The 12,456-nt window shown below is 64.6% G+C and carries 13 protein-coding genes and 2 pseudogenes; 5 read left to right on the plus strand and 10 right to left on the minus strand.

Annotated elements, in window-relative coordinates:
• Positions 1–62 precede the first annotated feature (62 nt).
• Entirely contained in the window at positions 63–1,610 is a 1,548-nt protein-coding gene (locus tag VKI00_RS00815; protein WP_324434540.1) for an IS1182 family transposase, read from the minus strand.
• Between the two features lie 65 nt (positions 1,611–1,675).
• On the minus strand, positions 1,676–1,891 hold the full coding sequence (locus tag VKI00_RS00820; protein ID WP_324434541.1) for a hypothetical protein: 216 nt from the start codon (positions 1,889–1,891) through the stop codon (positions 1,676–1,678).
• 245 nt (positions 1,892–2,136) lie between these two features.
• Between VKI00_RS00820 and VKI00_RS00825 the strand changes: the two genes are divergently transcribed.
• Together VKI00_RS00825 and VKI00_RS00830 are read left to right on the plus strand one after the other, a co-directional pair.
• Complete coding sequence (locus tag VKI00_RS00825; RefSeq protein WP_324434557.1) at positions 2,137–2,898, plus strand: SDR family oxidoreductase; 762 nt, start codon at positions 2,137–2,139, stop codon at positions 2,896–2,898.
• Between the two features lie 112 nt (positions 2,899–3,010).
• A complete protein-coding gene (locus VKI00_RS00830; RefSeq protein WP_324434542.1) occupies positions 3,011–3,406 on the plus strand; it encodes a hypothetical protein in 396 nt (131 codons plus the stop codon).
• An 18-nt stretch (positions 3,407–3,424) separates the two neighbouring features.
• Here VKI00_RS00830 and VKI00_RS00835 read toward each other — a convergent pair whose 3' ends face one another.
• Positions 3,425–4,570, minus strand: a complete 1,146-nt coding sequence (locus tag VKI00_RS00835) for a glycosyltransferase (protein WP_324434543.1) — start codon at positions 4,568–4,570, stop codon at positions 3,425–3,427.
• Positions 4,571–4,735: 165 nt separating this feature from the next.
• Entirely contained in the window at positions 4,736–5,173 is a 438-nt protein-coding gene (locus VKI00_RS00840) for a nitroreductase family deazaflavin-dependent oxidoreductase (RefSeq protein ID WP_324434545.1), read from the minus strand.
• Positions 5,174–5,414: 241 nt separating this feature from the next.
• On the opposite strand from VKI00_RS00840, the gene VKI00_RS00845 reads away from it, so the two are divergent.
• Both VKI00_RS00845 and VKI00_RS00850 read left to right on the plus strand, forming a co-directional pair.
• On the plus strand, positions 5,415–6,482 hold the full coding sequence (locus VKI00_RS00845) for a cupin domain-containing protein (RefSeq protein ID WP_324434547.1): 1,068 nt from the start codon (positions 5,415–5,417) through the stop codon (positions 6,480–6,482).
• 279 nt (positions 6,483–6,761) lie between these two features.
• Entirely contained in the window at positions 6,762–7,355 is a 594-nt protein-coding gene (locus VKI00_RS00850) for a sensor domain-containing protein (protein WP_324434549.1), read from the plus strand.
• A 13-nt stretch (positions 7,356–7,368) separates the two neighbouring features.
• On the opposite strand, the gene VKI00_RS00855 is transcribed toward VKI00_RS00850, so the two are convergent.
• On the minus strand, positions 7,369–8,961 hold the full coding sequence (locus tag VKI00_RS00855) for a Na+/H+ antiporter (protein ID WP_324434559.1): 1,593 nt from the start codon (positions 8,959–8,961) through the stop codon (positions 7,369–7,371).
• 54 nt (positions 8,962–9,015) lie between these two features.
• Positions 9,016–9,204 (minus strand): annotated as a pseudogene (locus VKI00_RS00860) (arsenate reductase ArsC); the annotation flags it as partial.
• A gap of 356 nt (positions 9,205–9,560) precedes the next feature.
• Here VKI00_RS00860 and VKI00_RS00865 point away from each other — a divergent pair.
• Positions 9,561–9,824, plus strand: a complete 264-nt coding sequence (locus VKI00_RS00865) for an ANTAR domain-containing protein (protein WP_324434551.1) — start codon at positions 9,561–9,563, stop codon at positions 9,822–9,824.
• Between the two features lies 1 nt (position 9,825).
• Here VKI00_RS00865 and VKI00_RS00870 read toward each other — a convergent pair whose 3' ends face one another.
• From VKI00_RS00870 to VKI00_RS00885, 4 genes and pseudogenes are all read right to left on the minus strand, one after another.
• On the minus strand, positions 9,826–10,209 hold the full coding sequence (locus VKI00_RS00870; RefSeq protein ID WP_414687088.1) for a hypothetical protein: 384 nt from the start codon (positions 10,207–10,209) through the stop codon (positions 9,826–9,828).
• 228 nt (positions 10,210–10,437) lie between these two features.
• Positions 10,438–10,812: pseudogene (locus VKI00_RS00875) on the minus strand (cutinase family protein); the annotation flags it as partial.
• A gap of 20 nt (positions 10,813–10,832) precedes the next feature.
• Positions 10,833–11,189, minus strand: coding sequence for a hypothetical protein (locus tag VKI00_RS00880; protein WP_324434561.1), 357 nt, complete (start codon positions 11,187–11,189; stop codon positions 10,833–10,835).
• 156 nt (positions 11,190–11,345) lie between these two features.
• The coding region (locus VKI00_RS00885; protein ID WP_324434555.1) for a cytochrome P450 at positions 11,346–12,456 on the minus strand (1,111 nt) is incomplete at its 5' end.

Consider the following 12,456-nt stretch of genomic DNA (forward strand, 5'->3'; position numbering starts at 1 on the left):
CCCGCCGTTGTGAGGGTGACAGGACGGTGGCGTATCGCGCAAGCCCTTGGGCTTCATGGTGATCAGGCGATGGCCCAGCTCGTACCTGTGTGATGCAAGCCCAAGGTGAGTAGGCGTCGTAGGTTCAGCGCTACGGCGCGATGGTGCAGCCAATGGTCGTTGCGGACGACGCCGCGGTAGCGAACCTTGCGGTTGCCGCGGGTCAGCCACGCGATAGCGCGTTCGACCATGGGACGATGCTGCCGATATTCAGTGAGCCACTGCGGTTTTCGCGCATCCCTGCGTGCGGTTCTTTGCAGCGCGTCGTGGGGGCGGATCGTCAGCGATTTGCCGGTGGCACTGGCGGTGCATTTGCTGCGCAATTGGCAGCCGGTGCACGCCACCCCGAAGCTGGCATAACCCGCGCGGCTGATCGGTCGAATCACCCCGGCCGGGCAGGTCGCGCTGCGTGCGTCATGGTCGACGATGAAGTCATCGACGGTGAATCCACCCGGAATGGCACCGCGCGCAGGTGCAGGTTTGACCCGATCGGTGTGGGCTCGCGCGGAAAGTTCTGCGCGGAATTCGCCGGTTCCATAAGCAGAATCGGCCAGCACGGTCACCGGCGAGTTTTCGTCGTCAAGCAGTGCTAAGCCGACCGTAGCTTCGTGGTTGTCGGCGCCGTTGGCTGCGGTCAGGACGCAGTCGGTGATGATTCCGGTGTCGGGTTCGACCGCGATGTGGGCTTTGTAGCCGTCCTGGCGGCGATGCACACTTTTGTGCACATGGCGAGTCTCGGGGTCCACCGTGGAGATCACCCGATCACCCGCGACGTTGCGGGCAAGGCGCCAGTGCCCGTCGGTGCCATCAGAGCCCTCGACGGGCTCGACATCTTGGCCGGCGACCAATGCCAGCAACGCCACCGCTTCGGCGCCCCGCGGACCCAGGTTCTGCTCGGGCAGATGCCCTAGGACTCGGTGGGCGTCGCTGACCAGTGCGTCGACCAACTGCTCGCGGGCCGCCAGATCATCCCAGGCGATCGCTGGCTGACCCGGATCGGTGTAATCATGAGCTGCGCAGTGCGCGGCGATGACCTCGGTCGCACCGGCCACCTCACGACCGACCCGCCGGATCGCGCCGATGAGCTGGGTGACGGTGTCCTGGGTGGCCACCGCATCATCGAGCACCGTGGAATCCAACGCCCGTCGGGCGCGCCCTGTCAGCGCCCCCGTTTGGGCAACCACGGCTTTGACCGCCTCAAAAATTCGGTTCGGGCGATCCGAAGCCGCCAGACGCCGCCGCCAATAGGTCAACGTCGTGGAATGAAACGCCGTCGCGGTCACCGGCAATCCGCATGCCGCTTTCCAGCGCAGATCGAAGGTCACCGCGTCCACGGTCTCGTTATCGGATAAACCGTGCAACGCCTGCAGCGTGATCACACTGGCCATCACCTCAGCCGCCACGCTCGGTCGCCCCCGCCGCGACGGGAACAAATCGGCGAACATCTCCTCGGGGAACAAATGATGCCGATGAGCCGCCAAGAAAGCGAACACGCTGTCGCCCTTGAGAAGATGGCCTGCTACCGACTCCGCATCCAACAACTCACGCTGATCATCAGACCGACCCTGCACCCACCAATCATCCCGAAAACGCCAGGCCAAACCCATCCGCCACGCGGGATTAATTCAGCAGACTCCTAGGCGGCGTTGGTGATCGCGCCGTGCCGTTGGAGTACCTCCAGAACTTCTCGGCTTTGCACGACGTGCTCTTTTGCGCACAGCTGGCATAGCTCGGTGACCACGGTCTGCAGGACGTCCAGGCGAACAGACGCCTGGGTCAGCGTGACTAGCCAGTTGTCGTAGTCACGCTCGTCGGGTCCCATCTCCGCTACGGCGAAGGAAGCCATGCTCATCTGAATCACGCTCCTGAAATTCGGTTGTCCGCGCGGGGCGTGCTCCCGCCCATTGCCAGGCGGGATTAACCCCTCAGCGATGTGTCTAAACTCACAAACCCCCAGGCCACCGGGTATCCGGAAGTTGCGTCTAATCATCCGGAGTCCAGGTCCAGCAATGACCGGGAGTTATCGACCCCTCGGGCGGCCGATACGCTGTGCCTGCAGCGGGCTCGTTACAAGAAAGGGCAAATATGTCAAGGACAGTGGTGGTCGGCGCCTCGAGTGGCCTTGGGCGTTGCATTGGCGTCGGCCTCGCGCAGCGTGGCGGCCGCGTCGCGTTGCTCGCCCGGCGCCGCGAGCGCATCGAGGCCGCCGCCAAGGAGGCGGGCTCGGGCACGGTCGCGATCGAATGCGATGTCACCGACGAGGGATCGTGTCGATCGGCCATCAAGGACGCCGCCGATGCACTCGGCGGTATCGACAACCTGATCTACACACCCGCGATAGGGCCGCTCGTCCGGATGGTCGACACCGACGCGGAAACGTGGCGGCGCGTCTTCGACACCAATGTCATCGGTGCGGCGTTGGTGACGGCGGCGGCGGTGCCACACTTGACGGCCTCGGCGGGCAAGGCGGTGTATCTGTCTTCCGACGCAGGTCCCTTCGGGCCGCCCTGGCCGGCCCTCGGTGCGTATGGCGTCAGCAAGGCCGCGCTTGAGCAACTTGTGGATGCCTGGCGAGCGGAACACCCCGACATCGGCTTCACCTGCTTGATCGTGGGGGAGTGCGGGGGCGGCGAGGGCGACGCCGCGACGGGAATGAATGTCGGTTGGGATATGGACCTCGCCATGAAGGCTGTCCCGCTGTGGTCTTCGCGTGGCTGCATGCCGGGCAAGTTGATGCCGGTCGAAGACCTCATCGAAGTGGTGCACACGATCCTTAGTACCAATGCGTCGACGTCGATGCCGGTCGTGGTTGCACGAGGGGCGCCTGCCAGCCCGGTCGCGTTTCCGGATCCCAGTTAGTCGCCGAGGTTGTGCAGCAACCAAACCGTTTGAAGCGAGCTGAGTTCTTGCCGCTGAAGGCGAGCGCGTCCTTTACAGTTGCGCTGATAACGACGAGCGAAGGAGACGCCGGATGGCGTGGTTCCTGGCCCTCCAGGGCCCATCCCATTCACCCCATCAGTCCTTGGTCTACGAGCTTCAGGACGCGGTGGACGTGGACAAGATCGCGCAGGAGCTGGTGAGCTCCGCGACGCTGGATCGGGTGGTGCCCATTCCCGCGGTGCTGTCGCAGAACAAGCGGCGCCATCAGAAAGTGACGCTGTATGTCCGGCCGGCCGCGTGGGGCCTGTGGGCGTTTTACGAGCTGTCCGACGAAGACCGCAAACAGCTGCTGAAGGACAACCCGGTGATCAACGCGCTCGCTCAAGCGCAGCAGCGTGGAAAAGCTAACGCGGCGGGACAACGGGGTCCGATGACGGTACAGGTCAACCCGCTCACCGGTCAGGTCGGACCGGCTAACCCAGGCTAGGCACTGCCGCGCGTAGCGCTACGCGGTGTTTTCGTCGGTCTCGAACTCGTCGGTAACTGGCGCGGCCCCGAGCGTGCTGAGCATTCCGACGGCCGCCCGCTGCCAGGTGAACATCTCGGCGCGGCGCCGCGCGCCGGCGCGCCGGTCGTCTTCGGGCCGGCTGACGACCGCGCTGACCGCTTGCGCGATGGCCGCCGGGTCGTTGTCGGCCAGGGCGCCGCTGGCCGGGGTGATGATTTCGCCGAGCGCCGACGTGCGGGAGACCACGGCCGGCGTCCCACATGCCAGCGATTCCAGTGCGGCCAGCCCGAAGGTTTCGTGCGGCCCGGGTGCCAGCGCGACATCGGCCGATGCCAGCAGCGCGGCGACGGTGTGGCGGTCGGAAATGAAACCGGTGAAATCGATCGGCAGCCGAGCGGCCTGCCGTTGCAGCCTGGCCCGCAACGGGCCGTCGCCCACGACGACCAGTCGGGCCTCGACACCCGCGGCACACAACTCCGCGACCGCGTCGATGCTGCGGTCGGCCCGTTTTTCGACGGACAGCCGGCCGCAGTGCACCAGCAGGATCTGCGACGGATTGGCCCAGCGCTGACGTACCAGCGCTGAGCGCCGGCATGGATGGAAGGTCTCCAGGTCCACGCCCAGTGGGACGGTGACGGTGTTCGTTGCCCCGATGCGGTCGAACTCTTCGCGTGCGAACCCGGTGGTGCACACCACGGTGTCGTAGTTGGCGGCGGTGCGCCGGTTGGCGAAGTCAGCGAACTTTCGCGCGGTTCGACGCGGAAGCACTTGGCCCGCAAGGCGATCCAGGCGCTCGTGGGAGATCATCACCGTGGTGGCGCCGTGTTCGCGCCCCCACCGGCCCAGTGATCTGAGCGTGAGCCGGTCGGAGACCTCCAGGGTGTCCGGTCCAAGCGCTTTCAGCAGCGCCCGCACCGGTCCCGGCAACACCGCGCGGTAGCCGCCGGTGAAGGGAATCAACCTGGCGGGCACGGTGATTCGCACGACGCCCGTGGGCAGCTCGGTGTGCTCGGCATGCCGACCGGGCACGATCAGAAACACCTCGTGGCCCGCGGTGCAGTATTCCGCGCCCAGCCGGTCCACGGCGGTGCGAAGGCCGCCGGAGCGAGGTCCGTAGAAGTTGGCGACCTGAACGACACGCATACCGCCCAGCAGAACTGCCCCTTGTGTGCGGTCAACGATCTGACATCGACGGTTGGTTGAACAAGCCATGAACACCAAGAACCGAGGAGCGCACGAAACATCGTCGTAACCGCGAATGGGCCGTTCAGGGTGTTCGAGCGGGCCTTCGATCAGCCCGAGCGGTCGTCAGGCGGCGATCGGCCGAAGGCGGAAGAGCCTGATCTCGCGTGGTGCGCAGCTGGCTCGGTACCGCTCGTAGCCGGCATAAAAGTCGGTGGCGACGGCCCATGCAGAGTCGCGGACGTCGCCGCTGAGCAGTTCGGCGCGGTATTGCGCGGGCGGACCGTTGAACTCGACGGTGCACTCGGGGTGCGCCAGCAGGTTGGCGCTCCAGGCCGGGTGTGGTGGGCGACCATAGTTGGAGCCGATTGCAAGCAGGCCGTCAGAATCGTGGATCAATGTCAGCGGATGGGTGCGCGGCAGCCCGGACTTCGCACCGGTGGTCGTGACGAGCCCCACCCTGTCGATTCCGGCCGAGCTGAGCCGCCCGTGGGTCCGAGGGATCAGCACCTTGTCGATACGTGGCGCCACATCGAGTAGGTACCGATAGCCGGCCGGACTCATCAGGGCGCGCTCCGCCAACGCTTCATCAAGTCGCAGCCGCCGTCCGCGAATCGGGCTTTCTCGCCGTAGAGGCACGCGTCCTCGCCGTAGAGGCATGCGTCGACGGTACCCAATGCGCGGTTTGTCCGGGTGATAAACGGCGGCTATCAGCCCATCGCAATCCGATCTTGGACGTGGATCACCCAGCGCGGGAACGCTGTAGGCATCCGGCATTTGCGGTCACCGAGGAAGGAGAAAAGTCGTGACCATCGTCACCGAACGCACCAGCCAGCACACCATCTCGCTGCTCGAGGGCGAGATCGTCGAGGAATCCGATCTGGGTTCGATCCGACGCGCCACCGCCGACAATTTTCCAGTCCTGCAAGGCATGTCGATCAAGCGGGTGGTGGTCAATCCCGGTGCGATGCGGACGCCGCACTGGCATGCCAACGCGAACGAGCTGACTTACTGCGTCTCGGGTACCGCATTGGTGTCGGTGCTCGACACCGCCAGCAGGTTCTCGTCGTTCATCATCAAGGCCGGCGATATGTTCCACATCGATTCTGGGTCACTGCATCACATCGAGAACATCGGGCAAGACGTCGCCGAGTTCATCATTGCGTTTCGCCACGAGCGCCCCGAGGATTTCGGGCTGGGAGCTGCTTTCGGTGCCATGACCGACGCCGTGCTGGGCAACACCTACGACCTCGATGCGTCGGACTTCGCGGCCATTCGTCGCAGCACCACCGATCGCGCGCTGGCCGCGCGCCGCGGCGAGCCGGTGGTGCCGAATACCGCCCACTTCGGCGACCCGCACAAATTCGAAGTCGAGGCGCAGTCACCGCCGATCAGTATCGCTGTCGGGTCGGCCCGGCTGGCCCGGGTGCAGTTCTGGCCGGCATTGAAGGACCTGTCGATGTACTCGCTGCGGATCCGTGAAGATGGGATGCGCGAGCCGCACTGGCATCCGATCACCGCCGAAATGGGTTACGTGCAAAGCGGTTCAGGACGGATGACGGTGTTGGACCCGGACGGCACGGTGGACACGTGGTACCTCAAGCAGGGTGACGTCTACTTCATCCCGCGCGCCTACCCGCATCACATCGAGGTGGTGGAATCGCCCGGCTGGCACTTCACCATCTTCTTCGACCAGCCCACGCCCGGCGACATCGGTTACCGCGCGTCGGTGAGCGCCTACTCACGTGAAGTGCTCGCGGCGACCTTCAACACGCATATCGACGGCCTGCCGAACTTCCCGTTCACGCAGACCGACCCGTTGATCGTCAACCGCCGCAATGCAGTCGACGAGCATGCCGTCGGCGAAGTGTAATCCCGCAAACCATCTCCGGCCCTATTTGGAATCACTGAGTGGAGTCTAAATTTGGCTTAATTCCCTGGTATTGCCCGGCGACGTGCACGGTAGGCTGAATGCACGCGAGTTCGACCGGCAACGCTGTAGGGAAATCGCACCGCGGTGACGGGTTGGGGGTACGGCGGGAATGGGGATGAAAAGTTGCGCCATTTCGTGGCCACATTCGCCGCTGCGGGCATTTGCATTCTCGTCGCAGGATGTGGCAGCGGTAGCAACCAAGCCGGCATGAAATCGACGATGACCACCACATCGCTCATCCCGCGCCCGGTTGTCGAGCGTGAGCTCGATGAGTTGCTGCTCAGCCCCGAACAGATCAGCCCCGTGATGGGCGCAAAGGAAATGGCGGTCACCAGAAGGCACGACGCGATGTCCGACGACAGCGCCACGATGCGGCCCCCGGAATGCCTGGCCGTCGACGGCGCGGCGCAAGCCCAGGTCTACGCCAACAGCGGTTTCACCGCCGTTCGTGACCGGGCGCTCAACGACGGCGATAACTTCACGCACTACGCCGAGCAGGCGGTGGTGCTATTTCCCACGGTCAAACAAGCTCGCGTGTTCTTGATTTCCTCGGCGCTGCGTTGGCCGGCCTGCCAAGGGTATACCCACATCCAGTCCGGAACGGAGTGGGTCGTGGGGCCGGTATCGGATACCAACGGCGCACTGAGCGTGATTGCAACGCAACAGCATGCGAAGGCCGGCGGTTGGGCCTGCGGGCGCGCGCTAACGCTCAAGAACAACGTCATCGTCGATGTCAACACCTGCAGCCCCGACCCTAAGAACTCCGCCATCGACATCGCCAACCTGATCGCCGTGAAAGTGCCGATGCGCTAAGGCCTTTGCGCCGTCACTCGGAGTCGGCAGGCTGGAGGAGTCGCACCTCCTCGAGATCCATCACCGACTGCACCTCTCGCAAGACTTCGTCGTCAATGCGATTTTGGTCCCGAAGCTCGGTGATAGCGCGGCGTTTGTGTTCGAGCACGCCAAGTCGCACCCGCCGAAGCAGATCGTTCCGCTCGGCCACCTCGTTCGGTCCGGCAGCATCGACGCCGGCTTCGACGAGCGCCGCGTGTTCTTCGTATTCCTTTTCCAGGCGCCTCAATAGTTCGTCGCTGCCGCCGACTTCACGGACGACCAGGGGCAAGGCCTCAAGGGCGGCCTGCACGCCGCGACAGCGTGCCAGTTGCAGTTCGTCAGCGCGGCTTGTGTCTTCGGGTAGCCGGGCCCAGCGAACGACGTCGGGCAGCGTGCCGCCCTGCACGAGCACGGTCACCAGAATCACGACGCAGACGACGAAGATAATGAGGTTGCGGTCCGGAAACGGGGCGCCGCTGTGCGTGGTCAGCGGTACCGCCAGCGCCGCGGCGAGCGATACGGCGCCGCGGAAGCCCGCCCACCGCGAGACCATCCGCTGGCGCCAACCGATGCGGCGGGTGCGCTGCACCGCGCGCCTGTCAACAGCACGAAGGAAAAAAGTGAAAAGGTCCGAAACGACAAACCGACTCACGATGATGACGCCGGTGACGGCAAGGGCCAGGAATCCGGCGTGGCGAAGTCCGCCGTCGACGCCGGCTATGCCGCGCAGCGCGTGGGGCATTTGGGTGCCGACGAACACCCATAGCGAGCCGTTGATCAGGAATGTCGAGAGGTCCCAAAACGCAAATGTCTGGAGACGGGAACGCGCTCGGAACACGTGCGGCGAGGCGTAAGAAATGACGAGGGCCGACACCAGAACCGCGACGACGCCGCTGCAATGGATTGTTTGGGCGAGCAAAAAGGCGGCGAAGGGCGTCAGTATGCTCAGGGCGCCCTCCTCTTGCGGCGCATCGATTCTGCGGCGCACCTGAGTCACCGCGATGCCGACCAGCAGCCCGGCACAGATGCCGCCCGCATAGGAGCCAATGAAACGGGCGGTCAAGGCCGCCGGGCTGACCGGAGCGCCGCCAACCGCGACAGAGACGGCCACGGCGAACAGAACGAGTGCGGTCCCGTCGTTGATGATGCTTTCCGCCTTCAGCACCGTGACCGTTCGGCGTGGCAGCTGTTTCGCCAGGCCGGCTACCGCGGCGGCGTCGGTGGGGGAGAGCACGGCGCCGAGGACCGACGCCGCATGTGACTCCATTCCGAGCGCCCGTGCCGTCCAGGTCACCGCTACCGCGGTCACAATCACCAGGCCGACGCTGAGAAAAGCGATCACCCGGAGGTTCTTGCGGATCTCGCGAAAGCTGGTGTTCAGGCTCTCCCAGTAGAGGATCGCCGGCAGGAACAGCAGCAGCACGATCTCCCCATCGAGCCGCACGCCGCCGAACTGCGGGATCAAACCCAGCAAAGCGCCGAGAACGATCAGCAGAACCGGCGGGCCCACGCGGTAACGGCGGCCGATGACCGTGCCCACGATCACTGTGGCAAAGAGCGCAACGATTACGACAAGCCCGAACACCAGCACATCATCCTGTACGAGCGCGGCCGAGGCACAACCGAGAGCAGCTGTGGGTCAGGACCAGTAGGGAATGCGCAGGTCATCGAGTAGGAGGCGCACTCGGCGTTCGATCTTGTCGCGGATCGGCCGCACGGCGGCCAGGCCTTTGCCGGCCGGGTCGTCGAGGACCCATTCTTCCTACCGGCGGCCGGGCGAAATTGGGCAGGCGTCGCCGCAACCCATGCTGACGATCACGTCGGCGGCCAGCGTTTGGTACGAGCAGTACACCAACCGCTCGACGGCCTCCGTGTCGAGGGCGTCGGGGAACTCGTTCTGCAGTCGCGCTGCCGCCGCTTTGAGCGCCTGACGCTCGTTGATCGACGGTTCGATATTCAGAGCTGGCTCGGTGGTGCAGTGGTGGCTCATTGCCTCAATCGTCACTGCGACGAAACCGCGCGTCAACCGGGCGGATTGTGTACCAAGCCGATCACGGCTGCATACCGATCGGGACGGTGACCTGGCGCGGCCGCATGGTTACGCAAATCATGGACACGCTCGCGAAATATCCACATCGGCGGGAGGCGATCGGATATTCGCATGCTCAACAGGAGGTATGCAGCATGACGGCGGACTTGCACGGTGGTCGGATCCTCGACACCGCGAAGGGCATTCTCATTGGCCTTCGCCGGTGTCCTTCGGAGACGGCTTTTCACGAGTTGATCAACGCGGCACAGCGTCACCGGATGCCGGTGTTCGCGATGGCCGGCGCGCTGGTGCATCTCGCGAATGGTGGCGAAAGATCAGCACAAATGTCTATCGACGCCGAGTCCGCGGCGCGTAACGAATGGGGGCAGTTCTTCGCCGACTCGGCCCTGACCGTTTAGTTCAGCGCCGAGCCGACTCCGTCAGCGGGTGACCGTTCTCGGCATGCAGCAGACAGATGACGGTACTCGGCGCGGGATTGTCAGCGGTTCGATCCTGATTGGAGTCGATGAGGTAGGTCACCGCGAACGGGCTGCCGCCGACGGATTGCCCGGTGTACCGCGACAACCCGGTAGCGCACTGCTGGTTGGCGACGTCGGCGACGGCGTCGTTGACCGCCAGCGGCCCGCGGAGATAAACCTCTGCCGCATGCGCGGCGGCACAGTCGACAACGCTGACGGTGATCACGCTCGGGTCGGTTGATGGAAGCTCGGCCAGACAATCACCAACCTGCAAGTCAATCCATTTCTCGCTGCCAGGATTTCGCGTTGTCGGCAGGGCGGCCACAGCGGTCGATGTGCTTACCGATGTCGTAGCTGCCGCCCTCGAAGTTGGGCTCGTCGACGTCGTACCCGGCTTGAGATCGGTTGTACCGCAGGCTGCCAGCAGAACCAGCGCGGCTACCGAGGCCGCCAAGCCGAATCCCGCTTTCGTCTCGTAACCGGCACCGGGTCGCGCCGCTCGTTTAGAGATGGCTCACCGCGAAATTCACTGCCTGGTCGACCATTCCATCGTCGACGTGACGAAACCCATCACAGCCGCGCCCTGGGAATACCCGCCGAGCACCATCTTGGTATTAGGGCAGTTGGCCGCCATGGACTCAACGTGATTGGCCGCGTCTCGAATACCGTCGACTGCGCGCGAAAGGTCCTCGCTGGCAGGGTAATCGACGGCATATACCCCGAGCGACTTGAGTCCGACCTTCTGCCGCCGCGAATCGATGAATGCGTGTCCGATCCAGCCGACGCCTGGCGTGTCACCGGTACCCCGAGCGAGTACTGCCTCGATGTCGGGGCAGCCCGCAGCGGACGCGGACGGAACGAAGACACCGAGAACTGCCGAGGTCAAAACGATAGCGGTGAGGAATCTGCCGACAAAATGTGCACACACGTCAGCAACCCCGTGTTGCTCTAGTAGCGCACCAGATTAAAGGGGTAGCTGACGGTGCCGCCCGGTGTGTTGCCGCAGCCGGCGTCGAAAGTGGAATCCACCGAACCGACGAGCGACACCATATCCCAGGAATAGGTGTCGTGCGACGGCAGGAAGTACACGGTGCAGCGCACGCCATCGGGCACGTCGACGACCATCGTGTACCGCCCATTGGCGAGATGTGCATCTGCGTTCCACGGCTCCGCTTGCCCGTTGGGCCTCGGTTGGGCATTCACGTGGACACAGTCCGGAGCCTCAACACGGCATTTCCTGACATTCCAGAGCCACGAGTGACCCGGATCCCGCGTGGTCTCGACTTCATAGTTGCCGATCAGCATCCCGGCTGCGGCGCTCGGTGCGAGCGCCAGCGCGGCCGCGGTGAGCGGCACGCCGACTGCCAGGGTTTTCGGGATCGTCACGCGTTTCCTCCGTTCCTCGCCGCCCGGGGGGCTTGCGCCGACTATACGGTTCTGACGTTGCGCAATGGGCTGGAATCAGCCCGGCGGGGTCCAGGCGATCGGGAGCGTCTTGATGCCGTGGATGAACGGCGACAGCAATCGCGCGGGCTCCTCGGTCGCGACGATATCGGGTACCTCGCGGTGCAGTTCCTCGAACATGACCCGGATTTCGCGACGGGCCAGGTTGGCGCCCAGGCAGAAATGGGCGCCGCCGCCGCCGAAGCCGACATGCGGATTCGGGTTGCGGGTGACGTCGAACATCCACGGGTCGGCGAACTTCGACTCGTCGCGATTGGCCGAGCAGTACCACAGCGTCGCCTTGTCGCCGGCGGCCATCTTGGTCCCACTTAGCTCGAAGTCACGGGTGAGGGTTCGTCGCATATAGATCACCGGCGATGCCCACCGCACAATCTCTTCCACCGCCGCGTGCGATAGGCCGTCGAAGTCGGCCCACCACGCCTGCCGTTGCTCGGGGTAACGCGTCAGTGCGAGCAGGCCGTGACTGATCGCATTACGCGTCGTCTCGTTGCCTGCGACTGCCAGCAGGATGAAGAACGACGCGACCTCGGCCGAAGTCAGCCGCTCGCCGTCGACCTCGGCTTCCACCAGGCTCGTCGTCAGATCGTCGTGGTGATTGACGCGACGATCCTCCGCCAACGCGCTGGCGTAGGCGCCGATCTCCATCGAAACCCGAACAAACTCATCGAAGTCGGTAGTCAGATCGGGGTCGCCGAAGCCGAGGATCACGTTGGTCCAGTGGAATATCCGCTGATGGTCCTCCTCGGGGACCCCCATCATGTCGCAGATGACCTGCAACGGCAGGGGCCCGGCCAGCTCGCTGACCGCCTCGCCGTTGCCGTCGGGATGAGCGGCGATCATCGACGCGACCAGCCGGTGGGCCCGCTCGCGCACCGATGCCTCGATGCGGGCCACCACTTTCGGGGTGAAAGCCCTGCTGACGATCGATCGCAGCCGCTGATGCCGCGGGTCGTCGAGCACGATCATCGAGCCGAAGTACTCGGATACCTCCGGCGTCTGGTCGTTGATGGTGATGTTGGGACTGGAGCTGAAGATCTCGGGGTGGCGGCTGGCGTAGAACACGTCGTCGAGTGAGGTCAGCGCCCAATGCCCGTCACCTGATTGGAAG

The organism is Mycobacterium sp., from assembly GCF_035314665.1.
Lineage (GTDB): Bacteria > Actinomycetota > Actinomycetes > Mycobacteriales > Mycobacteriaceae > Mycobacterium.

Coding starts and splice junctions, on each gene's coding strand:
- VKI00_RS00840 (WP_324434545.1), bottom strand. CDS start 5,173: ATGAGTCCGGCCGGCTATCGGTACCTACTCGATGTGGCGCCACGTATC.
- VKI00_RS00850 (WP_324434549.1), top strand. CDS start 6,762: ATGACCACCACATCGCTCATCCCGCGCCCGGTTGTCGAGCGTGAGCTC.
- VKI00_RS00865 (WP_324434551.1), top strand. CDS start 9,561: ATGACGGCGGACTTGCACGGTGGTCGGATCCTCGACACCGCGAAGGGC.
- VKI00_RS00880 (WP_324434561.1), bottom strand. CDS start 11,189: ATGCTGATCGGCAACTATGAAGTCGAGACCACGCGGGATCCGGGTCAC.
- VKI00_RS00835 (WP_324434543.1), bottom strand. CDS start 4,570: ATGCGTGTCGTTCAGGTCGCCAACTTCTACGGACCTCGCTCCGGCGGC.
- VKI00_RS00830 (WP_324434542.1), top strand. CDS start 3,011: ATGGCGTGGTTCCTGGCCCTCCAGGGCCCATCCCATTCACCCCATCAG.
- VKI00_RS00820 (WP_324434541.1), bottom strand. CDS start 1,891: ATGAGCATGGCTTCCTTCGCCGTAGCGGAGATGGGACCCGACGAGCGT.